23 protein-coding genes are annotated in these 25,245 nt (G+C 53.6%); 7 read left to right on the top strand and 16 right to left on the bottom strand.

Annotated elements, in window-relative coordinates:
- Positions 1–34 precede the first annotated feature (34 nt).
- Complete coding sequence (locus tag DL346_RS01460; RefSeq protein WP_112880306.1) at positions 35–934, top strand: RraA family protein; 900 nt, start codon at positions 35–37, stop codon at positions 932–934.
- 65 nt (positions 935–999) lie between these two features.
- Here the strand turns inward: DL346_RS01460 and DL346_RS01455 are convergent, their stop codons facing one another.
- Positions 1,000–2,172, bottom strand: coding sequence for a helix-turn-helix domain-containing protein (locus DL346_RS01455; protein ID WP_112880304.1), 1,173 nt, complete (start codon positions 2,170–2,172; stop codon positions 1,000–1,002).
- Positions 2,173–2,197: 25 nt separating this feature from the next.
- Positions 2,198–2,854, bottom strand: coding sequence for a GntR family transcriptional regulator (locus tag DL346_RS01450; RefSeq protein ID WP_112880302.1), 657 nt, complete (start codon positions 2,852–2,854; stop codon positions 2,198–2,200).
- Positions 2,855–3,104: 250 nt separating this feature from the next.
- Here DL346_RS01450 and DL346_RS01445 point away from each other — a divergent pair, with 250 nt between their 5' ends.
- Positions 3,105–3,716 (top strand): hypothetical protein, encoded by a 612-nt coding sequence (locus DL346_RS01445; protein WP_112880301.1) that lies wholly within the window; start codon positions 3,105–3,107, stop codon positions 3,714–3,716.
- A 447-nt stretch (positions 3,717–4,163) separates the two neighbouring features.
- Here DL346_RS01445 and DL346_RS01435 read toward each other — a convergent pair whose 3' ends face one another.
- Positions 4,164–4,715, bottom strand: coding sequence for a GrpB family protein (locus tag DL346_RS01435; protein ID WP_112880298.1), 552 nt, complete (start codon positions 4,713–4,715; stop codon positions 4,164–4,166).
- A gap of 148 nt (positions 4,716–4,863) precedes the next feature.
- Between DL346_RS01435 and DL346_RS01430 the strand changes: the two genes are divergently transcribed.
- Complete coding sequence (locus tag DL346_RS01430; RefSeq protein ID WP_112880297.1) at positions 4,864–6,090, top strand: MFS transporter; 1,227 nt, start codon at positions 4,864–4,866, stop codon at positions 6,088–6,090.
- 96 nt (positions 6,091–6,186) lie between these two features.
- On the opposite strand, the gene DL346_RS01425 is transcribed toward DL346_RS01430, so the two are convergent.
- A complete protein-coding gene (locus DL346_RS01425) occupies positions 6,187–6,729 on the bottom strand; it encodes a hypothetical protein (RefSeq protein ID WP_112880295.1) in 543 nt (180 codons plus the stop codon).
- A 535-nt stretch (positions 6,730–7,264) separates the two neighbouring features.
- On the opposite strand from DL346_RS01425, the gene DL346_RS01420 reads away from it, so the two are divergent.
- Positions 7,265–7,633, top strand: coding sequence for a VOC family protein (locus DL346_RS01420; protein WP_112880293.1), 369 nt, complete (start codon positions 7,265–7,267; stop codon positions 7,631–7,633).
- 221 nt (positions 7,634–7,854) lie between these two features.
- Here the strand turns inward: DL346_RS01420 and DL346_RS01415 are convergent, their stop codons facing one another.
- The 12 genes from DL346_RS01415 to DL346_RS01360 all read right to left on the bottom strand — a co-directional run bounded on the left by DL346_RS01415 (position 7,855) and on the right by DL346_RS01360 (position 22,157).
- Positions 7,855–8,973, bottom strand: coding sequence for a VanZ family protein (locus DL346_RS01415; protein WP_112880291.1), 1,119 nt, complete (start codon positions 8,971–8,973; stop codon positions 7,855–7,857).
- Positions 8,974–9,188: 215 nt separating this feature from the next.
- On the bottom strand, positions 9,189–10,322 hold the full coding sequence (gene dgoD / locus DL346_RS01410; protein WP_112880289.1) for a galactonate dehydratase: 1,134 nt from the start codon (positions 10,320–10,322) through the stop codon (positions 9,189–9,191).
- A 55-nt stretch (positions 10,323–10,377) separates the two neighbouring features.
- Complete coding sequence (locus DL346_RS01405) at positions 10,378–11,151, bottom strand: SDR family NAD(P)-dependent oxidoreductase (RefSeq protein WP_165822326.1); 774 nt, start codon at positions 11,149–11,151, stop codon at positions 10,378–10,380.
- A gap of 117 nt (positions 11,152–11,268) precedes the next feature.
- Complete coding sequence (locus DL346_RS01400) at positions 11,269–12,006, bottom strand: Bax inhibitor-1/YccA family protein (protein WP_112880285.1); 738 nt, start codon at positions 12,004–12,006, stop codon at positions 11,269–11,271.
- A 291-nt stretch (positions 12,007–12,297) separates the two neighbouring features.
- Positions 12,298–13,140 carry an NAD-dependent epimerase/dehydratase family protein gene (locus DL346_RS01395; protein ID WP_112880284.1) on the bottom strand — a complete coding sequence of 281 codons (843 nt, stop codon included), beginning with the start codon at positions 13,138–13,140 and terminating at the stop codon, positions 12,298–12,300.
- A gap of 16 nt (positions 13,141–13,156) precedes the next feature.
- Positions 13,157–14,377: an enolase C-terminal domain-like protein gene (locus DL346_RS01390; RefSeq protein WP_112880282.1), complete on the bottom strand. Its 1,221-nt coding sequence runs from the start codon at positions 14,375–14,377 to the stop codon at positions 13,157–13,159.
- Between the two features lie 187 nt (positions 14,378–14,564).
- Positions 14,565–16,160, bottom strand: coding sequence for an extracellular solute-binding protein (locus tag DL346_RS01385; RefSeq protein ID WP_112880281.1), 1,596 nt, complete (start codon positions 16,158–16,160; stop codon positions 14,565–14,567).
- An 80-nt stretch (positions 16,161–16,240) separates the two neighbouring features.
- Complete coding sequence (locus DL346_RS01380; RefSeq protein WP_112880279.1) at positions 16,241–17,125, bottom strand: carbohydrate ABC transporter permease; 885 nt, start codon at positions 17,123–17,125, stop codon at positions 16,241–16,243.
- Positions 17,126–17,155: 30 nt separating this feature from the next.
- Positions 17,156–18,028 carry an ABC transporter permease gene (locus DL346_RS01375; protein ID WP_240633081.1) on the bottom strand — a complete coding sequence of 291 codons (873 nt, stop codon included), beginning with the start codon at positions 18,026–18,028 and terminating at the stop codon, positions 17,156–17,158.
- Between the two features lie 237 nt (positions 18,029–18,265).
- Positions 18,266–18,634 (bottom strand): hypothetical protein, encoded by a 369-nt coding sequence (locus DL346_RS01370; protein ID WP_133257464.1) that lies wholly within the window; start codon positions 18,632–18,634, stop codon positions 18,266–18,268.
- 51 nt (positions 18,635–18,685) lie between these two features.
- Positions 18,686–20,521, bottom strand: coding sequence for a sensor histidine kinase (locus DL346_RS01365; protein WP_112880274.1), 1,836 nt, complete (start codon positions 20,519–20,521; stop codon positions 18,686–18,688).
- Positions 20,514–22,157: a response regulator gene (locus tag DL346_RS01360; RefSeq protein WP_112880272.1), complete on the bottom strand. Its 1,644-nt coding sequence runs from the start codon at positions 22,155–22,157 to the stop codon at positions 20,514–20,516. The genes DL346_RS01365 and DL346_RS01360 overlap by 8 nt, the downstream gene beginning before the upstream one ends.
- 268 nt (positions 22,158–22,425) lie before the next feature.
- Between DL346_RS01360 and DL346_RS01355 the strand changes: the two genes are divergently transcribed.
- The 3 genes from DL346_RS01355 to DL346_RS01345 all read left to right on the top strand — a co-directional run bounded on the left by DL346_RS01355 (position 22,426) and on the right by DL346_RS01345 (position 25,231).
- Positions 22,426–23,358: a phosphotransferase family protein gene (locus tag DL346_RS01355; protein ID WP_112880270.1), complete on the top strand. Its 933-nt coding sequence runs from the start codon at positions 22,426–22,428 to the stop codon at positions 23,356–23,358.
- A gap of 104 nt (positions 23,359–23,462) precedes the next feature.
- On the top strand, positions 23,463–24,536 hold the full coding sequence (locus tag DL346_RS01350; protein WP_112880268.1) for a M42 family metallopeptidase: 1,074 nt from the start codon (positions 23,463–23,465) through the stop codon (positions 24,534–24,536).
- A 164-nt stretch (positions 24,537–24,700) separates the two neighbouring features.
- Positions 24,701–25,231 carry a hypothetical protein gene (locus DL346_RS01345; RefSeq protein WP_112880267.1) on the top strand — a complete coding sequence of 177 codons (531 nt, stop codon included), beginning with the start codon at positions 24,701–24,703 and terminating at the stop codon, positions 25,229–25,231.
- Positions 25,232–25,245 lie beyond the last annotated feature (14 nt).

Genomic DNA, 25,245 nt, shown 5'->3' with positions numbered 1-25,245 from the left:
TTCATCCCCTAAACCTATAGAAAGAGGTGTTACCGTGAGATTCGATAACCCCGAAGATATTGTTCAGCTTACCCCCCAATGGGAGGGAGAACGCTTCCCGAATGGCCGCCCGAAAGTTTCCGAAGATGTGCTGCGCCGCATGCGGAAAATCACGTTGGAGGAAGCGTGGGGCCCTCTATGGAACCATGGCTACACCTTTCAATTCGAGGGAGATTTCAAAATCATTCATCCGGACAAGATTATGGTCGGCCGGGCGGTAACCGCCGTCATGGTTCCTAAGCGTCCCGATCTGCATGAAACGCTGCTCAAGTACGGCCATGAACAGGAAGGACGCAGAGGGTTCTTTAACCAGTGGGTGATTGATTCCCTCGTGGAGGATGATGTCGTCGTTGTCGATATGTTCGACAAAGTTCACCTCGGCACGTATGTTGGGGGCAATCTGAGCACGGCGATATCTACCCGCACGAAACGCGGAGGCGCGGTCATATGGGGCGGCATTCGCGATAACCAGCAGGTTGTAGAGATCGACAATATCAATGTGTACTATCGGGGAAGCGACCCCACTGCCATCGCGGATGTCACGATGGTAGGCATGAACGTGCCTACCCGCATCGGAAAGGCGATTTGTCTTCCCGGAGATATCGTGCTCGGCACGCCTGCAGGCGTGATCTTCATCCCTCCGCACCTCGCCGAGCTTACGGTCGTGCAGGCGGAGAAGTCTCAAGTCCGCGACGTCTTCGGCTTCGTCCGTCTCAAGGAAGGCGTCTACTCCACGGCCCAGATCGATTCCCCTTGGACTACCGCAATGTGGAATGACTTCGTAAGCTGGTTCGAGAACGATCCGGCAGCAGAGGAGTACCGCCATTTAACGTGGGAAAAGGAGCTTGAGGCAGCCGCGAAGATCGACGGCAGCGGCCATGACGTGCGTTTGTAGACCAGAACATGAAAGAAGGACTCCGGGAAAGCGTTCTGAACGCTCTCCGGAGTCCTTTTTATGTACTAAGTCGCGACCGTTTCCCGGTATTCCGTCGGCGATAAGCCTACCTTCTTCTTGAAAATTTGACTAAAATAACGCGGATCTTGATAGCCGACCTGTTCGGCCACTTCATAATTCTTATAATGCGTGCTGCACAGCAGCTTCTTCGCCTTCTCGATCCGGATATCGGTCAAGTGCTCGATAAAGGTTTTGCCGGTGTTCAGCTTGAAGAGCAGGCTCAAGTAGGTCGGAGTCATATAGACCTTCTGCGCCACGCTTTGCAAGGATACCTCCTGGTACTCCTGCTCCATGTGATAAATCGTTTTCTTAATGATGCTGCGGTGGCTCTCCTTCTGCTCGGATGACATCACTTCTCTTACGCCGGATAAGAAATGGCAGACGTATTGTTTAATTTCCTGCAAGGTCTGCATTTTTACGATAGACGTGATTTCCACTTTACTGTAAGCGTTGTCATTATTGGCTGCGGCAAGCAGCTTCTTCTCCGTTCCGATTAATAAGCGAGCCGTTAATTCATAGACGGCCTTGATATCGACCGGTCCTTGCTTGAGCATCGAATGATAGAAGGATTCAACAGCCTCTTCAATGTCGGCGGCGGAGTCCGCCGTTTTCAAAGCTTCATGCAATTCCAGCTCCTTGTCAGCAGGATAATCGCAGCATGCCAAATACTCGGGGAGTTCGCTGTAATAGATGATATGGCCCGTTCCGCGATAAAATTTATCTTGCAGGGCATGCGATGCTTGCTTATACGATTGTTTGATGTCGTTCAATTGGCTGCATGGCTTGCCTACAGCGATATTGACGGGAAGGCTGAATTGCCTGCTCAACTTGGTTTGAATCGTTTCCAGATCCGACTTGGAAACCCACGAGAACAACAAACCGATCCGATTCCGATCATCCATGAACACAATGGTTCCGGTATCGCTAGGCATCTGCTGCTGCAAATAATCCCGCATTTCCTCGAGCAGCACTTTCTCGTGCTCATCCCATTTAGTCGAGACCGGCTCAAGGAGCGCTATTGCAGGATAAGTAAAATAGGGATTCAAATTCAAGCGGGATAAGCTTTCCTTTAAATTCGCGCTTTTCGGTTTGCGACCCAAGACAAGATCTTGGAGAAATCGGTCTCTCATCCAGGTCAAAATGACGTCATCCTTATACAACAGCCCTTCGCTTAGCATATTCTATCCCCTTTACGAACGGATGTTAATCAAGATCAATCATCTTATAGGCGTGCATGTGCTCTACAAAAGCCGCTTCTGCCGCATCCGGATCGCCCGAGCGCAAGGCATCGATCAGAATGAGATGCCACTCGCCCAGTACATCGGTTGTATAATGCCGATTGGAAATCGCCATAAACCGCATAACTTTGGTGCGCATATGATTCCACAGCTCCAGAACGGCCTGATTATCGCAGCGTTTATAGAAGAAAGCATGGAAATCCATGTCCAGCTCTAAAATGCGCATCATTCCTTGCTGTCGGTTGGCAATCTCCATTTCGCTAATAAGGTAATGCAGATAGTCATAGTCCTCTTCCGTTAACAACGGCATGGATTGTCGGACGGCGAAGCCTTCGATGATTTCGCGCAAGACGAAAATATCTTTGATTTCCTTCGCAGTGATCGTGGATACGACAGATCCTTTGTTCGGAACGCCGGTGATCAGGCCTTCCTGCTTCAACCTTTCCAATGCTTCCCGAACGGGCGCTTGGCTGATCTGGTATTTACCCGCGATTTCCGTGACGATCAGGCGGGTACCCGGCTGGAGGGCACCTTCGATAATAGACTTCTTCAAATCCGCATAAACATGCTCGCTTATCGAGTTGATCGGGTAATCCGCATGAGGGCTGCGTATGGCATTCACTGCTCCTTTGAATATTATCGATTATCGATTATCGATAATGTTGTGGTTAGCTTTATTATAGGCGGTGTCGATAGAAGCGACAACCCCTATTTTTGCCTTATTTTGTAACTTCAATTATGTAAATAGTCGTAGAACTAAGGGCCTGATATTGCTATCGCTTTTTATATACATGTCCAAACCTTATGCAAACAAAAACATATGATAACGAGAGGACAACCTCAAATCGTAATCAGAAAGGAGAGAAGTCCAAATGCCTATTTCTTTATTTATTGAGACTAATAGTACAGCTTTTAATGTGTTTACTCGGAATACTCGGTCAGATGCGGTTGCTGCAGCTATAGCCAATGTCGGCATGACCCAAACCATTGCACCAGGCAATGTGCTGAACGTTTGGCCTCAAATCAGATCCTATGATTCGGGTGATGGGCCTTTCTTTCAAGTCCCTTTTGTTTGGGGAGAAACTAATTTCATTCCCGGACAAAAGCTTGGGTTCGCTGCGGTTATCTCTAGCAGCTCTGCAGGTTTCGTTGGAAACTTCGCCTATGCGCTGAACACATTCGCCGATAATGCACACACTGTATTTCTCGAGGCATATGAGGTAGTCGGAGGCGTTTTAAATCCAATTCCGTTTCAATATTTAAATGCAACTGCCGGGAATATGGACCCAAACACGCCGTTGGAATCACAGCCCTATAACTGGCAATTTATTCGTACCTCAAACAACCCTATAGAAGCTGGCCTTCCTGGAGAGGATACCGTCAGTTTCTTGGTCTTGTCGTATGAGGTCCAAAACTATTCCACGCCGCTATTTACTAATCCTGGAGGATTGTCTTTTCACATTGTTTTGTTCAAAGAAACGTAATCGCAAAAAACCTTTACGCTCAACGAGGCTGCCGGATTGCCGGCAGCCTCGTTCATCCTAGGTCAAATGTGCTCCACCCATTTTTCATTAGCAGATTGTTTATTTCCTTAAAGAACGCATATGCCTTCCCGCTGTTCAAGCTTCTTAACTGCTCAATAATGTTCTTTTTATACGGAAATACGAATCTCGTCCTTGGTACCGTATAGAATTCAATATACATTGGATTTGCAAATGCATCTCGGCAACCGACACAATTCGTAGTTTCAATACTTCGATTATTCCCTTCGAAAGAATCCGAAGCGTTTACATAATGGACCCAATTGCTTCTGCATTCCGAAAAGTCTATACAGACCTCTTGATCCTGTTCATCCCAGTATATTAGCGCATTTGCAGTTATCCCTTTTATTCTTGAATGGTGAAATTCAGGCAATTTCATTTCCTCCATACTTACTGTCCAGTATTATTTTGCCAGGCTCGTGCGCGTTCTTTAATCATATCTACAAAAGATCTCTTGAGGTTCTGATATTCCAATAAACTATTACTTGCTGTTTGTGCCGCTTCTTTCTTAATTCCGGCATAACGTTTAGCTTCATCGGGATGTGTACGCAAGTAGTCGCGAAATAATAGATTATCTCTCCACAAGTCACCATCGAAAGGAACAATGCTTATGTTAAACTGATTCAGCTCTCTCTTTCGGAAGAAATATCGACCAGGTCTTCGCCCGTCTTCTCCTAAAAACTCATAATTCAACTTAGCAAGAGCTTCAATGTGAGCAACTGTTGGAAGAATTCCAGGTTGTGTCCCAACTAGAATATCGACAATGGGCTTAGCATCCAGCCCTTGTACTGATGTGCTGCCGAAGTGTTCGATGGAAATAACGATATCGGAAATAGCATCTTTTATGTCCTGTGCTTCTTCAGCAAATAAAACGGACCAGTTAGACTCATATGGAACTACTCGGACTTCCGTTTCTTCGACTTTGTTCCGTTTTTCTGACACTCGACATCAACACCTTCCAATAACATTCATTTCTATTATAACGGCAGCAGACCGACTATTGTCAGATGATCGGAAAGAGCGCATACTAACATTTACATGTTCTTCATATGCGCTTGACCATTCTATCTGTAAGGAAGTGAACCGTCCGATGCAGCCAGATCCTGGAGCGACGCTCCATCAACCGCCTTTCACGAAGTTTTGGATTGCACGCACACTATCCTCCTCTTCTTTTCAAATGCTCTCCGTGGCCATTGGCTGGCAAATGTATGCACTGACGCATGATGCCTTCAGCCTTGGACTTGTCGGTCTGGCGCAGTTCTTGCCAATGGTGCTGCTGACGCTCATTGTCGGCCAGGTCGCAGACCGGTTCGACCGCCGGCTGATTGTGTTTCTCTGCCAGCTCATTGAGGGCGCTATCGCCGTCCTCCTGCTGGCAGGCAGCATGACCGGCTGGCTCGGTCGGACCGAAATTTTGCTGGCTGCGGCCGTCCTTGGGGCTTGCCGCGCCTTCGAGGGACCCTCGTCATCCGCGCTGCTGCCAATGCTGGTGCCAAAGGAGCTGCTGCCAAAGGCGATTGCCTGGACGACGTCAGCCGGACAGACATCGCAGATTCTGGGACCAACCCTAGGTGGACTGCTATATGTCGCTGGACCTGAGCTTGTGTATATCACTTCCGCACTGGCCTTGTTAGCAGCGGGTTTCCTAACTTATTTCATTCGTACGGAGCGGATAGTCCGCAAATCCGAGCCGGTGACGGTCAGCTCGCTGTTCTCCGGTCTCGTCTTCGTTCGGCGCAATCCGGTCATTTTGGGCACGATCTCACTCGACCTGTTCGCCGTCCTGCTCGGCGGAGCAACGGCACTGCTGCCTATCTTCGCCCAAGATATCCTGCATACGGGGCCGGTAGGGCTGGGTGTGATGCGCACGGCTCCGGCCGTCGGTGCACTGCTAATGTCGCTCGTGCTAGCCTATTATCCGCTGAATCGGGCACTTGGTCCGACGCTGTTTGGAGCGCTTGCGGTGTTTGGCCTAGCGACGATGTTGTTCGCCGTTTCAACGCAGCTGTGGATTTCGCTAGTCGCGCTGCTGCTTATCGGGGCATCAGATGTAATCAGCGTCGTGATCCGCTCCTCGCTCGTTCAATTGCAGACCCCGGATGAAATGCGCGGCCGCGTCAATGCCGTCAACTCGCTGTTCATCGGGACGTCCAACCAACTCGGCGAGTTCGAGTCGGGCACCTTGGCCGGCCTGATCGGCACTGTCCCGGCTGCCTTCATCGGCGGGCTCGGCACATTAGCCGTAGCCGGACTGTGGATGTTCTTGTTCCCGTCGCTCAGACGGTTGAAATCATTGTCCGAGGGCTTAACCAACTGAGAACTGCCAACAAATCGGGAATCGGATCAAGTTCTTGCACCCGAATGACAAGAGCTTGATCCGATAACTAATAAAGCCGTCATAACTTCAACTAGTCTATGAGTTAAGCCAATGTATCTTTACTTTTGAAATTTCAAAAAACACTTCGCCTGGCTGCTCATTTTCATAATCCCATTCTGGTAACGCATCGTGAATACCCTTAACAAAGTTATATTCCTGACCGTCGATCCCATTTATAAATGTGATCGTGTAGTGGCGAACTTTCCCCATAACAATGGGGATTTGAAATGTTGTAAATGTGTTGGTTATCCCTCCGCCACCAGTGATTTCATCTTCCAACTCATCAATAGAAATACATTCATTAATAAACATATCTCCGTTGTGACCAATATATTTAAATAGTAAATAATCCCCTGAAATCATTTCTTGTCCCGTCAATGGATATTCCCTATCTCTAAAATAAAAAACGTCTTCGTCAAGATTTAGAGGATTTCTTAATGCACTATTATTGGTCCCAATAATATCTACTGTTTTGTATACATACTCCTTAGCTTGTGCTATCTCATCATGCCATTCCTCTTTCAGAAAAGAATGAACTGCAATTTGTGTCGCAATATCACTCAATTTATATTGGTTCATTATTTATTTTCCTTCCAAGTCCAGTGATAATAGTTGCCTCGGTTTTAAACGCTTTAAATCAAGAAAAGTTGTATAGAGAATTGTTGTATTTATTGGAACTAAACCGCCTGTCAGCGCAATGGAAAAAGAGCAGCTGCGGTTCGCAAACTGCCCCCATGATTCACTGAAACTAACGTACCCGATTTTACGAGATCAATTCGGCATGAGTTGGTTCGATGCTATAGAGCTTTTTAAAAAAAGATAAAGCATCACCGGGAGTTTTAATCGTAGGTCCATAAATGATTTTGTTGTTGAAACGTCCATTGGATTTGTACCATACGCGATAGTGTAAATAGTTTTCCATACCGCTCCCCCAATACTAACGTCTTCATGTAACATTATATTGGAAATCCGTTGAAAAGAATGTCAGAACGTGTTGGTTCGGTATCCAACTTTCCAACAATCTCATAATGGAAGATCAACGGATGATATAATTAGGAACAAGCTAAGATGCTTGGCATTCGAATCGAATTAACCATCTAGTAGGAGGAGAAAAATGAAAATAACGGGAGTTATTCCGCAACTGCGAACGATGAATCTCGAGAGCTCCATACGATTCTACACCACGCGGATAGGCTTGGAACTCGCGTTCCGCTATGAAGATTTCTATGCAGGCATTCGTGCAAACAATCAGGTCTTCCACCTCAAGTCCGTTTGCGAACAGGACCCCTCAATCGCATATACGAAAGAAGGCGAGCATTTCCATCTCTACCTGCAAACGGACGATGCCGCTGCCTTGGCCGAGACGTTGAAGGCCCGCGGAGTTCATCTGATCAAGGACGTGCATGAGACGCAATGGAGCACGAAGGAGTTTGTGATTGAGGACGATCAGGGACATACAATTTACTTCGGCGAGGCGCTCTAGGGTACGCGAAGGTCAACTTGCGTTTTAAGTAGTATGTCACCTCCTCGGTGCCATATTGTTAGATTATTCGACGAAGCGATTACGTTATTGTCAATCGTTCCCATCATAATAAAAGCGGGCGCACCATGTGGCGCGCCCGCGTTTTCGATATGCGTTAGAGCAGTCGTGCCCGCTTCAGCATGTGAAAGTTCGTGCCAAACGATTTTGTCGCCCGACAGGCTTTACCCGGCGTTCTTACGGCCGGACTTTACTGGTTTCTGCGTGATGACGTGGCCGGTACCGCTGCGCCGCTCGTAGAACAGCTTTCGCTTTCGGTTGAACAGGCACATGACTAGGTGAATGCCAAAGACGGCGTTGACCGCGAAGACGGCCAACAGTAATGGTAGAATGGCAATTGAGCTGCCTCCCCCGCGAGCGCCGATGCTGACCATAAGCGCGTTTGCTCCTCCGACGACGCCGTAGAGCAGACCGTACCGGATCAACAGTTCGCGCAGCCGCAGCTGGTTGCCGGTTCCGCGTACGCGGATGCGGACGAACCATTTGCCGAGCGTCTGCCCGTTGCTGAAATAAGGCAGGACGATGAAGTAAGCCGCGATTGCAATGACGTACGGCACAGGGACGTTCAAGACCGCAAGCACCGCCATAACCGGATTCAGCACGAACCAATCGATCAGGAACGCCAGCCCCCGGCGGGTGTACGACACGCGCTTCGCCGCCAAATCGACGTACTCGTCAAGCTTGTCGATGTGGGGCAGCCGCGAAGACAGCCAGTCGGCGGCCACGAAGCCCAACATCCCGCCAGCCGTGTTCGTCATCGCGTCGTCGACGTCGAACAGCCGGTATGGATAGTCGTAGATTCCGTAGATGCCCGTCACCTGCGTCACTTCGAAGAAGAGCGAGAGCCCGAGGGTCAGCAGCAGGCACTTCAGCCAGCCGGTCCGGAAATAATAACGCAAGAACATGCCGAACGGCACGGTCAGCAGCACGTTGAACACGACCTGCAGCAGCGCCCTTTCCTTCAGCAGACGGAGGTATGTTGAAGGCCGCTCCCAGTCGACTCCGGTCTCCTTCAAGATGTCGAGCACGAAATGGAACGGGACCCACTGCGCGTAAGAGACGGACGGCGGTTCGTTGTGAACGCTCGGCGGGAGCGGCAGCAGAATCAGGTAAACCGCGTTCATTATATATAGCAGAAACAGATAGAGCAGCAGCGCCCGGTACTTATTCACGTACCCGTGCCGCCGGTATTGCACGAGCAGGAACGGCAGCGTGAACAGAAGCGCCGCGACCGGAAAGCTCAGAAACGCATATGAGATCGGAAACAAGTAAAACGTCAGCATACCGACACCTTTCGCTCGGAACGGGCTTAAGCCGCGCCGGTCCGAAGTTTGCTTGCCTATATATCTTACCTCGAATGCGGAGCGGCTCACAATGCCCAGCTTAATCCGACTCGGGGCGCTCGCCGCGGACGGGCTGCCTGAAATGGGAAAAAGCCTGTATCTTCGATTACCGAGTAATCGTCGATACAGGCTTTATATTTAATTTCTAAATCTACTTACCACTCTGCGAACGAGCCGTCGTCGTAGGCTAGGCGCGGAGTATCCCAGTCGCCGCTGTAGCTGCGCTCAATGAGCGCTTCTTCATTGATTTCAATGCCAAGGCCCGGTCCCTGAGGGACGGCGACATGGCCGTCAATGACTTCAAACGGCTTGTTCAAGTAGCCTTCGCCGAGATCCCATTTCTCCGCCATGGACGGATGCTCCTGGATCAGGAAGTTCGGCGTGCACGCATCCAGCTGCAGGCAAGATGCGAGCGAAATCGGCCCCAGCGGGTTGTGCGGCGCGATGGTGGCGTAGTAGGTTTCCGCCATCGCGGCGATTTTGCGCCCTTCGAAAATGCCGCCTGCGTGGCAAAGGTCCGGCTGCACGATCGCAACGGCTCCCTTCTCCAGCACATCGCGGAAGCCCCAGCGGGTAAACAGACGCTCGCCGGTTGCGATCGGGATGCTCGTCGATTGCGCGACGCGCAGGAGGGCATCCGCATTCTCCGGCAGGCACGGCTCCTCGATAAACATCGGATAATACGGCTCCAACGCCGCCGCAAGCCGAATCGCCATGGCCGGGCTGACGCGGCCGTGGAAATCGATGGCGATGTCTACGCCGCTGCCAACGGCCTCGCGGGCAGCTGCGAACTTGGCCACTTGGCTTTCGACGAAGGCCAGCGAATCGACCTGGCGCACAGGTGCGTCCACGCCAGTCTTAATCGCGTTAAAGCCCGCTTCCACCCGGCGCTTCGCATTGGCCGCGAACGCCTCCGGCGTTTCGCCGCCGCAGTGGCAGTACATGCGGATTTTATCGCGCACTTTGCCGCCAAGCATCTCATAGACAGGCAATCCATAGAATTTGCCTTTAATATCCCACAGCGCCTGCTCGATTCCGCTAATGGCGCTGACGAGCACCGGGCCTCCGCGATAAAACGAGCCGCGGTACATGACTTGCCAATGATGCTCAATGCGCAGCGGATCCTCGCCGATCAGGTAACGCTTCAGTTCTTCTACCGCCGTAGCGACCGTAAGGGCACGCCCTTCGACAATCGGCTCGCCCCAGCCGACGATGCCCTCATCGGTTTCGATTTTCAAGAACAGCCAGCGCGGTTTCACATGGAACAGCTTCATATCTGTTATTTTCACAGCTCGAGCATCTCCTTGGACTTGGATTTGAACTTAGTAACATATTTTGGATTTGCTAGTTGGATCCCTTCTCCGCCCATACCGGAAGCAGCGCGCCGCCGTCCATGAACATGGTCGTTCCCGTCATATAGCCGGCACTCTCCGAGGAGAGGAATACCGCGGCTTCGCCCACCTCGATTGGCGTGCAAAACCGTCCGAGCGGTATACGCGATGAAATATTTTCAACGATCTTCTGAGCACGCTCGCTTCCGTCCGCCCAGCCATTATTCGTATAGCCCGGAGCGATGCCGACAACCCGAATCCCGTGAGGCGCCAGGTCCAGAGCCATGTTCTTCGTCAGCTTGTTGACCCCGGCCTTCGCGGCGGCATAGACGGTCGAATTCGCCCAACAGCCTTCCGCATGGTTAGAGCTGATATTGATGATGACGCCCTTCGTGCCCTGCTCGACCATGAGGCGCGCTGCCTGCTGAGAGCAGAAATACAGTCCCTTCATGTCCGTATTGAAAACCTCATCGAACAGCTCCGGCGTCGTCTCCAGAAACGGCTTCATCCGCGTAATGCCGGAGTTATTGACCAGCACGTCGATCCGGCCGAACTGTTCCCGGAACTGATCGTACAACGACTGAATCCCCTCTAGCTTCGAAATATCGCCTTGAATCGCTTCCGCTCTTACGCCAAGCTGGAGCAGCTCCTGAACGACTTCTTTCGCCTTGTCCGCGCTCTGATTATAGTTCACGCATACATCGTACCCGGAACGGGCAAAGGCAATCGCAATGCCTCTGCCGATCCCGCGTCCGGCTCCGGTTACTAGTGCAACTTTACGTGCCAATTCGATCCCCTACCCTTTCAATTCTGTGAAAGAAACGCCTTTCTCAATGAGTTTCTGACAGGACGTAATGATGAGCATAAGCGGTATAGAAGCAATGATTCTCTTTAAGCTACTAACCTAGCGGCTGCGAAGCTTCGAAAGCAAGCGCAATATCTCGATATACAGCCACACCAGCGTGACCATCAGCCCGAATGCGCCGTACCATTCCATGAACTTCGGGGCCCCGCGCTGCGCCCCCTGCTCGATGAAATCGAAATCGAGCACGAGATTCAGGGCAGCGACAATGACGATTACCAGCGAAATCCCGATACCGATCAAGCTGTTGTCGTGCAAGTAAGGGACCGCTACGCCGAACAGGCCGAGCACGATGCTGACAAGATAAACGAGCGCAATGCCTGCGGTTGCGGCGAATACACCCAGCTTGAAATTCTCGGTCGCTTTGATCAGCCTTGTCTTATAGGCGAGCAGAAGCGCGATAAAGACGCACATCGTAATGAGCGCGGCTTGCAGCGTAATGCCGTTGTAAGCCCCTTCGTATGTTGCGGACAACGCGCCGAGAAAAGCGCCTTCCAGCGCGCCATAAACCGGAACCAGAAACGGAGCCGTCGTCGGCTTGAAGCTGATGATCAGCGCCAGAATCAGCCCCCCGATCGCGCCGCCTACAGCGTATGGGGTTACATTTTGCCCATTAAAGTACATCGACCAGGTTGCAAATGCCCCGCCAAGCAAAATCGCTAGCGTAATAAAAGCCTTATTCACCGTACCTTCAATCGTCATACGACCAGAGCCGCTATAATGGCCGGATTGCTCGAACGACTTGTCGTTCAACGTTGGATTGCCGCTTCTTCCTAGCACGAACCCATCACCTCTTAAGTAGATTTATGCCAATTATAGCATCTAAATCCATTAATAGTGAATCTCTAATAGTGGTGCACCCAGAGCACCACATTCTCCTATTTCGCCGCATTTCAGGCAATGTGGTGCACCCAGAGCACCACATTCTCCTATTTCGCCGTATCCCAGGCAATGAGGTGCACCTAGAGCACTACATTCTCCTATTTCGCCGCATTTCAGGCAATGTGGTGCACCTGGAGCACCTCTTGCAAAAAGGAACCCTTCTGCCCATAGAGGAGCCCCGCATGCCATCTACTGCGAATCCTTCCATGAATACTCCGGCTGCCAGTTCAGCACCCGGCGAGCCGCCTCATTGCTGACGATCGCTTCGCGCCCCTTGAAGCTTCTTCTAAGGTCGCGCACCTCGGGATAAAATTCCCGGAGCAGCCGCTCCGTCTCCCAATCGCTAAGCGTATCGCTGCTCGTTATGTTGAGCGACACCGCGCCATAGCCGTCCGTCGTCAATGCCGCGAGCGTGGCGGAGACGGCGTCCCGCACATCGATATAGCTCCACAGAATTTTTTTGAAACTCTCCGGCTGCTGGATCCGCTCCCCGAACGATCGCAGCTCATCCGGGGTCGCGATCAGCGAGTAGCGCATCGCGGCGACCTGCATGCCGGTGCGGCGGTGGAACATCTCGCCCGTCTGCTCGTTCACGATCTTCGACAGACCGTAGCATTCCTGCGGAAGCTGCGGATGCGCCTCGTCGACCGGAAAATAATCCGGATCGAACCTCTTCGGCGCCCAGGCGAAGCCGTACGAGGATTCGCTCGAGCCGTGCACGACCTTCTGGATGCCCAGCACAGAAGCCGCCTCCATCACGTTGTAAGTCGACTGGACATTATTTGAGAAAATAAATTCATTCGTATAGGAAACAGGCGCGGGAATGGCCGCCAAATGAATGATCGCGTCGGCGCCGTTCACGCCTCCGATGACTTGCCCGAGGTTCCCCAGGTCGACCGTGATCTGCCGGCAGCGGAGCTTGTCGGATCTCCGGTTATCCAGCGCAACGACCGTATATCCCTGATTCAGAAGCTCGCCGACGACCCATCCGCCCAGCTTCCCGCTTGCTCCGGTTACAGCTATCGTTTTCATCGTATCGCCCTCCCCGCTATGGTCTAACCAACGTGCCGTCCGGCCTGCGATCCAGCGAATACGGCTTGTGATAAGCCGTCTTGTTCCACTTCTCGTCTACGAGCAGCGCAGCTTTCTCTTCGTCGATATCGACGCCGAGCCCCGGCTTCTCGGACAAGTAGAGATAGCCGCCTCTGCGCTCGACATGGCCCGGGAACGCTTCACACTCCGCATCTCTGAAATGGTTGATTTCCTGGATGCCAAAATTCCACACCGCGCGGTCCAGATGTACGGCCGCCGCTTGGTTGACAGGGTCGTTCTCCCCGCCCTCCTGCCAAGCGGTGCGCACGCCGAACGTCTCCCCGAGCGCGGCCAGCTTGCGGCAGGCGCTGATGCCGCCGCCTTTGGATACGCGTACGCGGATGAAGTCGATAAGCCGCTCCGTAATGAGATCGGTCCATTCATGCGGCGTCGTGAACAGCTCGCCGACCGCTTGCGGCGTCGAGGATTGCTGACGCAATTGGCGGTACCAGCCGATTTGCTCCGGCGGCAGCACATCCTCAAGGAAAAATAACTGATACGGATCCAGCCTCCTGGAGAGCTGGACAGCGGCAATCGGCTGCAAATGGGAGTGCACGTCATGCGTAAACTGGATGTCATTGCCGAAGGTGAGACGCATTTTCTCGAACATGGCCGGAATGGCGTTCATATAAATCGCTTCATTGAACACGTTAGCCGACCAGCTTGGATTCGGCACGTTCGCTTTGGAAACCGGAAGGAATCCGCCGCCGCCGTATGAACCAAGCTGGCATCGGATGACCGTGTAGCCCTCCTCCGCATAGCGGTGCACCGCCTCGGTCAGCTCCTCGATATCGCGGCCGTCCGCATGGCCGTAGCACGGCACGGCCGACCGGCAGGCGCCGCCGAGCAGCTGGTACACCGGCAAATTCGCCTCTTTGCCCTTAATGTCCCACAGCGCCATATCGATGCCGCCGATCGCGGTCTGCGTAATGGAGCCGTGGCGCCAGTAGCCGCTCGTATGCATCATTTGCCAGATGTCCTCGATTTGGCTTGCGTTTCTGCCGATCAGCTGCGGAGCGAACAGCTGCTCCACCACTTGTACGACCGCTTCCGGATTATACATGTCCGTCGCCGAGCCGATGCCGTATAATCCGTCCTGATCCGTCGTTACCTTCACAATCGTCCAGCTGCCGTCATGCCGTGTGCGGATACATTTTACGCCTGTGATCTTTGCCACTGTCTGATCCTCCGATTCCTGCACCTGGAGGTGCATGTCGTTATAGATGGTGACTGTGCCCAAGGATGTCGTTGAGTACGAAGTGTTTCCGTTATACCTTTCTTGAACAAGCTCCTCTGCACCTTCTTCAACCTACGTTTTTCCCGGCATAAAAATCCGCGCCTTTACTCAAGGCGCGGATTTCCGTTTATTTCTTCGCAGCCAAGTACTCGTCGATTTGCTTCTGCGCTTCGGCAATGATTTTGTCAAGGCCGTTCGCCTTCTGCTTCTCGATATAATCCGCTACCGCTTTGTCAACATCCTTCGCGTTGCCGTACTCGATCGGCTTGTGGAATTCCTCGATCGCTTGGTCGCGCTTCGCCACTTCGTTCTTAATGTTGTCCTCGGAGATGAACAGACCGTCAACCGGCGAGTTTACGTTAACCGGCAGCGCTGCGAATTCTGCCTCTTTCACCCAGAAATCTTTGCCGTAGGCAGGGTTCGGACGCATGAATTGCGGCTTCCACAGCGCCCATTGGCCGCCCCACTCCATGTAGTTGGACGTCGTCGTTTGCATGCCTTCCGGATAGTTGGCCGTTTCGCCGTCCAGCACGTATGTTTTGCCCTCGATACCGTATTGGACAAGGTCATACAGCGTTTTGTCGGTTTCCAGCATATCCAGGAACTGCAGGACGCGGTCCGCGTGCTCGGAGTTGCGGTTGATCGCCATCACGTTCGCGAGCGCCGTACGGTTCACGTATTTCTTATCCGGGTAAAGCAGCGAGCTCGACAGCTTGTAGGACGGATCCGCAAAGCCTGGGTTCGCGTACACCCATTCGTGCGAGGAGTCGGTGTAGAACATTTTGCCGTTTCTCCATTGTGCCGCGCCGTCTTCTTTGTCGATCATCGCATCGCGGTTGATGATGCCGTCGTCGTACCATTTTTTCGCCATCAGTGCCGCTTCTTTGTAGAACGGCTGTTGCTCCACCGGTTGAATCTTCACGTCCGGATCGTTCAGGTAGAAGCCCATGCCGTGGAAGCCCAGGTCAACCCACTCGTCGCGCTCCATGTAGATGCCAAGCGGCGTGGAACGGGACAGTTTATCCTTCGGATACGCTTCTTTCAGTTGGTGCAGGAACGCGTCGAGGTCTTCGATTGTTTTGATCGAATCTACCGCCGGCGTTATGCCTGCTTTGTCTGTCAGGTCGACCCGCCATACGGCGTATTTACGCTGGTTCATGCTCATCGTCCAAGGAAGACCGACGATTTGGCCGTTGACTGTCGCAGCTGCAAGCGTGCCTTGCTCTTGATATTTCTTGTAAAGGTTCGGCGCATATTTCGGAAGCAGGTCGTTAAGCGCCATGTAGGAGCCTTTTGCTGCCATTTGCTTGTAAGACAGCCAGTCGCCGTCGAAGTTCATGTCCCATTTGTCGCCGGAAGCGGCCATAACGAGCATTTTGTCCTTAAAGTCGCCGAACGGGATGAAGTTGATATCGAATTTGACGTTGAGGCCTTTTGATTTCACATAATCGCTGACGGCCGACCATACTTCGTCCGTAGCCGCTTTCTTATCGCCGCCAAAATAGAACTTCAGCGTCACTTCCTCTTGCTCCTTGGCCGTATTGTCGGCCGCAGCATTGCCCGAATCGTCTTTCGCCGCGTTCGTGGAATTGCCGGTCTCCGAGCCGGACGAATTGCCATTCGAATTGCCGTTGTCATTGCCCGAACTGCATGCCGAGAGAACCAGACTCAGCATCAGTACAATCGCGAGCAGCAGCGGAAGCTTGGAGCGCATCTTCTTCATCGTGTACCTCTCCCCTTGAGTTTGTTATATACTATCCGGCGCGTTTTTGACGGCACCGCTATAGTTGTGGCTTGCGTGTGTTATCCTTTAACCGCGCCGACCATCAAGCCTTGTACAAAATACCGCTGCAGGAACGGATACAAAAACACGATCGGGCCGATAGTGACGACCGTCAGCGCCATCTTGATCGATTCGGATGGCAGCTGTGCGGATATGCGCTGCATGTCGGCGGCATTGCTCGAGCTTCGCAGGAACTCGACATTGGAGACGAGCGTCCTGAGGAGCAGCTGAAGCGGCTGAAGCTCCTGCTTATCGACGAACATCAGGCCGAGGAACCAGTCGTTCCAATACCCCAGCGCGACGAACAATCCGACGGTGGCGAGCACCGGCTTGGAGAGCGGCATGATCAGCTGGGCATAGATGCGGTACTCGCTGGCGCCGTCCATTTTGGCCGATTCATAGATGTCCTCCGGGATGGAAAGCAGGAAGTTGCGAATCAGAAACATGTTGAACGCGTTTGCGAGCGGAGGCAGAATCATCGCCAAAAGCGTGTCCTTCAGATGCAGGTAGTTGACGCAGACGATATACCAAGGCACCAGCCCGCCGCTGAACAGCATGGTAATGATGGCATAGACGGAGAGAATGTTGCGGTACTTGAACGAGCGCCGCGCCATGACGTAGCCGCCCAAGCTGGTCACCAAGACCGAGAGCAGCGTCCCCGCAACCGTGACGAGCAAGCTGATGCCGTAGGCGTCAATGATGCGGTTCGAGCCGAGCAGCAGGATTTTATAGGACATGAAGGTGATGCTCTTCGGGAACAGCGAATAGCCGTTGTTGATAATATCGTTCTCCGTTGCGAGCGAGCCGGTAATGACCATGAGAAAAGGAATCAGGCAGGCTAAGCTGAACAGGGAGATGATCGCGATAATGATCGTTTGTGATAGCGAGATCCGTTTGACCGGCATGTTGGTGATGTCCCTCCTCTTGTAAGCTGGTTAGAAAATCGCGGAGTCTTTGTCGACTTTGCGTGCGGCATAGTTGCTGCCGAGCACCAGGATGAACGCGACGACCGATTGGATGAAGCCGGCTGCCGAGGCCATGCCGATGTCGCCGGATTTCCTTAAGCTGCGATATACCAGCGTGTCGATTACGTCCGTTGTTGGGTATAGGAGGCTCGCATCGCCAACCATCGCGTAGAACATGCCGAAATCCGCATTCATGATGCGTCCGACCGCAAGAAGCGTCAGAATGATGATTGTCGGCTTCAGCATCGGAATGCTAATGTAGCGAATTTGCTGCCACCGCGAAGCGCCGTCGATGGAGGCGGCTTCGTAATAGCTGTTGTCAATGCCCGTGAGCGCTGCTAAGTAGATAATCGTTCCGTAGCCGGTGACCTTCCACCGGATGGCGATGGTCAGGATTAGCGGCCATAGCGAGGCTTCGCTGTAGAAGTCGATCGGCTGGAATCCCATCCACTCGACGATCCGGTTGATGGCTCCGTTCTCGTAGTTCAACAGGTTGTAGGTGAAGACGCCGACGACGATCCAAGAGATGAAGAAGGGCAGGAAAGTGATCGACTGCGTAATCCGTTTAAAATATTTGTTGCGCACCTCGTTCAGCATCAGAGCCAGTCCGACTTCGAATACGAGCCCGACGGCGATAAACAACCCGTTTAGCAAAATCGTGTTCCGCACCGCCCTGGCAGCGGCGTCGGAGGAGAGCAGGTAGTCGAAGTTGTTCAGGATCGGCTGAGCCCAGGGGCTGCCGAAGATGCCTCTGCTGAAGTCAAAGTTTTTGAAGGCGATGATGAGGCCTGCGAGCGGCCAATAATTAAAGATGAGCAGCAGGATGCCGACCGGCAAAAACATGATGTAGAGCGAGTGGTTGCTCTTCAGATCGCGCAGGAAGCCCGACCTTCTGCGATAGACGGTGGCGGATGCAGGCAGCGATTGCGGTTTGTTTATAGCTTCGCTGTTCAATTTCATCGGCGTTCTTACCTTTCTTGTTCGGTGTTGGTTTAATCATACTGTAAGGGCTTTCAGGGTACTATGAGCCAAAATTAAACTTTGTGGTGTAAATTTGGCCTGTGCGGTGGGGGTATTACTCTATAGGACAATGTGATGCTCCCAGAACTCTTCTTTCTCGCGAAACGTCCCATCTCGGCGTTTGTAGTGCTCCCAGAACTCTTCTTTCTTACAAATCGCTCCATCTCGGTGTTTGTAGTGCTTCCAGAGCTCTTCTTTCTTACAAATCGCTCCATCTCGGCGTTTGTAGTGCTCCCAGAGCTCTTCTTTCTTACAAATCGCTCCATCTCGGCGTTTGTAGTGCTTCCAGAGCTCTTCTTCCTCACAAATCTCTCCATCTCGGCGTTTGTGATGCTCCCAGAGCTCTTCTTTCTCACAAATCGCTCCATCTCGGCGTTTGTAGTGCTCCCAGAGCTCTTCTTCCTCGTACAACGGGTAAACAAAAGGCATTACCCCGCTCCCCGGGATAATGCCCTCCCTCTCTCTATTCATACACGGTGCCTAAGCCCGCTCCTCCTGCGGCTCCATAATCGGGTGCCGCAGCACGATCCGCGTCCCGGCGCCGGCGCGGGATTCGATCTGCAGCGTGTAGGCGTCGCCGAAATACAGCTTCAGCCGGTCATTTACGTTGCCCAGCCCGACGCCGCGGCGCTTGGCGATGACTGCGGCACCACCGCCACCGCCACCGCTGCCACCGCCTCCGGCAACCGGCACCGCCTTCTCGTCCGCCAGCATCAGCTCCCGCAAAACCGCCTCCGGGATGCCCTGTCCATTGTCATTGAGCTCAATGACCATATCCATTCCCTCCCTGCGGCCGGTGAGCATGATCTTCCCCTTTTCGGGGTTTAAGCGGATGCCGTGATGGATCGCATTCTCCACCAGCGGCTGCAGCAGCAGGCGCAGAAACGGCGCATGCAGCACCTCGTCATCGATCGAGATCAGGAAGCGAACCTGGCTGCCGAGTCGCGCCTGCTCGATCCGCACATATGCCTTCACCTGCTCGATTTCGCGTGAAACGGTCGTGATCTCCTTGCCTTGATTCAAACTCAAACGCAGCAAATTGCCGAGCGACGAGACCATCTCGCTAATGTCCGTCATGTTATGGTACTCCGCCTTCCAGCGGATCGACTCCAGCGTATTGTACAGAAAATGCGGGTTGATCTGGTGACTCAGCACCTGAAACTCCAGCTCCTTCTTCGTCCGCTCGGCCTGCGTCGTCTGGTCAAGCAGCTGCTGGATTTTGCCGGTCATGTTGTTGAACCCGCGGTACAGCCAGCCGATCTCGTCCCGCCGGACCGATGGCGGCAGCACGAACTGGAATTCGCCGGACTCCAGCTTGCGCATGGAGCGCACCAGCCGGTGAAGCGGATGGGTGAAATAGAGCGTGATATAGATGACGACGCCGATGCAGCAGATCAAATAAATGATCAGGAAGAGCACCAGCACCTTATCCATCTCCTGAATCGGATGCGTCAGCTGCTCAAGCGGCGTCGTACTGACAAGCATCCACGGCTCTGCGTCGAGCTTCACGTACGTTACGAGCTGCTTTTCCCCATCAATCGTGAGCGTCTCCGCCTTCTGCGTCGAGCCCGCAATCGATTCGATCAAAGGCGCCGAACGAATCAGCTTGCCGGCCTGCTCGTTATCCGCCGAGTCATACAGAACATACCCGCTGCGCGTCAACAGAAACATCCGCTGTCCCTTCATCCGCTGCGACGGCAAGAGGTAGCGCTTCAGCTGATCCTCCGTCAAATCGGTAATGACGATCCCGCGCGGAATTTGGTCGTTCAGCCCGGTAAAGCGCTTGATCTTCGAAAGCATGGGGCGGAAATACGTGCTCTCCTCCGGCATGAACAGATGCCACATCGGCGTCACCGTCTTCTGCGCCGCCTTGAACCAGCTGCTGGTCTCGAAGTCTTTGGGCTCATCCAGCGTGTTGATGTATATCGGATGATCGTACGGATTGATGGGAAAAACCCGCACCCGGAACGCGTCGACCTGCGACTTGGACTGGTCGAGCAGCAGCGTCATTCCGGAGATGAACGCGCTCTCGTCACTCTCCGGCGTCATCGACTGCTCCATGAGCTGCTGGAACTTCGGATTCCCGATAATGCCGTTAATCTGCTCGTTCAACTGGTTCAAGTAGCGGTCCAAATTCTTCTTGGATTGAAGCATATAGTCCATCGAGAAGGAGGCGTTCGCGTTCGAGATCCCCTCCACCGACTTGATATGCGCGTAGTAAGCAAACAGCAGGAAAGGCACGATAATGATCATAAAAAACATGGCGATCACTTTATTGCGCAAGGAAGCCGCCTGTTCCAGCGAATAGCTACTCATCGATGATTCCTCTCAGCTTCCGGTATTCTTTCGGCGTATGACCCACATTCTTCTTGAACAGTTTCGTAAAATGAACCGGATCCCGGTACCCGACCTCCTGCGACACCTGATAAATCTTGTTGCCGACGTCGCCTAGCATCTCCTTCGCCTTCTCGATCCGCACCTCGGTCAAGTACTCCAGGAACGTCTGCTGCTTCTCCTTCTTGAACAGCTTGCTCAGCCAGACCGGCGTCACATGAACCTCCTGCGAAACGGTGTGCAGCGTCAAGTTGTCCGCGTAATTGCGCTGGATGACCTTCTCCGCCTCCGAAATAATCTGGCTTTGCGGCACCAAGTGCTTACGGAAATCCGCAGCGATCACGATGAGGTAGCTTTCCACCTGAATGCGCAGTGAATCGAGCGTATCGTACTGCTCCAGCCGATCCCAGATCGCAATCGGATTGCGTTCCCAGCCGCGCTCCTTCCAGCCGGCGGCGACCGCCTTCTTGAACAGCTCCAGCAGCCACTCGAAAATTTTTTGCTGAATATCCTTAATATTCGTCGCGCCCCAACCACGGACAAAATCGGCAAACGACCTCATCACTTCCCGGATCTCCCGGTCCGAGCCGTAGCGGATCAGGTCCATCATCTCGTTGACGTTGCCGAGAGACGGCTCTGAAAACTCCGCATCGACGCCAAGATCCTGCCGAAGCAGCAGACGGTTGCCGCCGTAAACGGCCTTTTGCTCCAAAATATCCGCCGCTTCCTGGCGCATATTGTACAACTGCTTGATGCCGCCGACGGTCGAGGCGAGTCCGATGCTGACTTTCACTTTGACGTAGCCGTTGATGCGTTCGATACACGTAACGGCGATCTCTTTGACATACGCAAGCTGCTCTTGGTGATTGCAGCTGAGCACGATGACGAAGCGCGACTTCGCATCGTTATACATGCAGGCCGGATGCAGGTACTCCTCCTGCAAGGTCTGTTTCACCACATTGCCGATGCCAAACAGGACAAGCTCCTTCTCCTTGCGGTACAGCCGCCCTTGATCGATGGCCTTCAGATCGTCCACCTCGATCAGCATCAGCGCCAGCTTGTGCTGCGTCAGCCACTCCAGCTGCAAATTGCCAAGCCTGTGCATCATGCGCGATTCCCAGTACGGATTGTACTCGTTCTCCGCCGCCTCGCGAACGACCTCCTCCTGCATTTTAGGCAGGGCAAAATGAACCTGACTCTCCAGCAGCAGCTTATTTTGCTTATCTAACCGCTCCTCGCGGATTTGACCGAGAGCCTTATTTACGACCTGCGTCAGCTCGTCGATATTGATCGGCTTGAGCACGTAGTCGATTGCGCCCAGCTGCATCGCCTGCTTCACCAGATCGAAATCGTCATAGCCGCTGATCACGACGGACTTGCCAGAGAAATGCCCCTGCTGATGCAGGGATTGAATAAATTCGAGGCCGGACATCCGGCTCATTTTAATATCCGTCACGATGACGTCAGGGTTCAGCTGCTCCGTCAGCTCCAGCGCGCTTTCGCCATCGTCGGCCGTATGCACCTCATCGAGCCCGATGCCAAAGTCCGCCCATGGAAAACGAAGCCGCAGCCCTTCGCGGATTTCCTTCTCATCATCTACGATCAGCACCCGATACATGCTCTCATCACCCTTTTTCCCTGTGTGTAAGCGGCTTCATGCCAGTGTATTGCTATCTTATCGCTGTCGTTTCGAGACAGGCAATGGGTTAATATTATCTTATAACAGGTCAATCGAAATCACTTTGTAAACGCTTAGGTAGAGTTCGACAAGACTTGCGGTTTCCCTCCTAAACTCGGACAGGGATCGATTGGTTTCGACTGGATTTGGCATGCCCCCGACGGACGGGTATGATGGATGATATCAACATGCAGAGGGGGTAACGGCTATGGCAGCGGCAGACGATGAGAAAAAGAAATGGGCACCGCTCGTAAACGCGCTTGAACCGGGAAGCGCTTTTCTCCGCGCGCAAAAGCTGGGCGGCGGCGTCTCCGCGGTTGTAACGCTGTTGGAATGGCGGCGTCCAAACGGCGAAACGGCACGCTGCGTCGTGCGGCAGCACGGCGCTGCGGACCTGCGCCGCAATCCCCGCCTAGCCGCGGACGAATTCAAGCTGCTGCGCCAGCTTGAGGATGCGGGCCTGCCGGTACCCGGCGCGCTCTATGCCGATCCGGACGGGGAACTGCTCGGCTCGCCATGCGTCGTGACCCGATACGTGGAGGGCGCGACGGCTGTAGCCGAAGGACAGCATCAGCAGGCCGTCGACGAAATGGCCGCCGTGCTGTCGCAAATCCACCTTGCCGGCTGCCAAGCTCCGGACCTGTCCTTCCTCCCCGTCTATGAAGAAATCGCATGGGCGAAGCTTAATCATCCTCCTTCCGTACCGGACGAGGCATTAAGCGAAAGCCGGATCCGAGCCGCATTGCTCGAGGCATGGCCGCTGCGCGGCCGAAATGGCGGCACGCTGCTGCACGGCGACTATTGGCCGGGCAATCTGCTGTGGCAGGATGGACGGTTAGCGGCCGTTCTGGATTGGGAGGATGCGGCAGTCGGCGATCCGCTGTCCGACCTAGCCGGCAGCAGGCTGGAGCTGCTTTGGGCATACGGACCTGATGCAATGGAGACCTTCACCCGCGCCTATACAGCCCGAATGTCCGGAATCGATTATACCGATCTGCCCTATTGGGAGCTCTATGCCGCGCTGCGGCCGGCGGGGAGCCTTGCTCACTGGGGGCTCCTCGAAGACGCGGAGCGAAGGATGCGGGAGCGGCACCGATGGTTTGTCGAAGAAGCCTTCCGGCGGCTGCGAGTGACGAGCTAAGGAAGGCCCTGCCGCATTTACCTTCCCTTCGAAAGAAGGTAGAATAAGGGTGGTGTTGAATCGATACATAGTCCATTCCATAACGATAGAGAGGAAAATAGCCCATGAATCAAGAAACGATGGAACTGATGCGGACGCTGACGGAATTTCAGGCAGCCTCCGGCTTCGAGCGCGAGCTGCGGAGCTTCGTGCGCGGCGAAATTGAGAAATATACGGACGAAATCGTGCAGGATCGGCTCGGAAGCATTTTCGGCGTCATGCGCGGCGATGAAAGCGGTCCGGTCATCATGGCGGCGGGGCATCTCGATGAGGTCGGCTTCATGATTACCGGCATTACCGAGAATGGCATGCTGAAATTTCAGACGCTGGGCGGCTGGTTCAGCCAGGTGCTGCCTGCGCAGCGCATTCAAGTCATGACCGACAACAGGCCGATCGTCGGCATTATCGGCACGACGCCCGTTCACCTGTTGGACGAAGCCACGCGCGGCAAGCCGCTGGATGTGAAGGGCATGTACATCGACATCGGCGCGGACAGCCGCAAGCATGCCGAAGAGGTCGGCGTGCGTATCGGCCAGCAGGCCGTGCCGCACTGCCCGTTCACCCCTCTGGCCAATCCGAAGAAGATTATGGCGAAGTCCTGGGATAATCGGTACGGGGTCGGTCTCGCCATCGAGCTGCTGAAAGAGCTTAAGGGCAAGAGGCTGCCGAACGTGCTGTATGCCGGCGCGACCGTTCAAGAGGAGCTCGGCCTGCGCGGAGCGAAAACCGCCTCTTCGCTCATTAAGCCCGATCTGTTCTTCGCCATGGACTGCAGCGCCGCCAACGACATGAATGGCGATAAGTCGCAATTCGGCCAGCTCGGCCAAGGCACGCTGCTTCGCATCTACGATCCAAGCATGCTGACGCACCGCGGCATGGTGGAATATGTGCTTGATATGGCGGAGACGCACAAGATCAAATATCAATATTTTGTCTCCCAAGGCGGAACGGATGCCGGAGCGGTCCATACGCAGGGCATCGGCATTCCTTCCACGGTCATCGGCGTCTGCGCAAGGTATATTCACACCTCCGCTTCCGTCTTGCATACCGACGATTACGATGCGGCTAAGGAGCTGCTCGTGAAGCTGGTACAAAACTGCGACCGCACGACCTACGAAACGATCGTCAACCGGGCTTAACCGGCGCATACACGCAAAATAATAAAACCGTGACCGTTCATCCCGAACGGTCACGGTTTTATTTTGCCGCAGCACCACTATTTTCTATCGCCGCCCTCGAAACATTACGCCGTATCCTTTCGTCCATAAAGTGAAAGCATATGAGTAAGAAGGGATGATTGGCAATGGAGACACTTCATGGAAAAAGAACCGCGCTCGCATACCGGCTCACAGCAGCCGTTCTCATAGCCGTAACGTTACTTGCCGCAACCGGCTGCGGCAGTGCCGCAAACGATAATGCCGCAGCGGAGTCTTCGGCCGCAGCGCCGCCATCGATTACAACCAGGATCAAGGCGGGGGGCAATCCGTTCGAGGTCGCAGGCATTCAGAACCCGCAGAAGTTCCTCGAGGTATTCGCGAAGGTTCAAACGGCGATTGCCGCGGACGATAAAGCAACGGTCGCGAGTCTTATTCTGTACCCGCTCCGGGTTAACGGCAAATCTGGCACGCAGCTCATTAAAACACGCGACGTTTTCGTCGAGCAATACGACTCGATCATTAACAGTAACGTGAAGGAGGCCATTGCCCGTCAATCGGCGGACAATCTGTTCGTGAACTATCAGGGCGTCATGGTCGGCAACGGCGACATCTGGTTTGGCGGCAGCGCCGATACCCCCCAAGTCTATGGGATCATCGCCGTCAATCACGACATCTGATCGCCGCGTCACCG

The organism is Paenibacillus montanisoli (assembly GCF_003268025.1).
In the GTDB taxonomy this organism is placed as follows: Bacteria; Bacillota; Bacilli; order Paenibacillales; family Paenibacillaceae; genus Paenibacillus_Z; species Paenibacillus_Z montanisoli.
The sequence above is the reverse complement of the archived record's forward strand: the minus strand, read 5'-3'. Positions and strand labels throughout refer to the sequence as shown.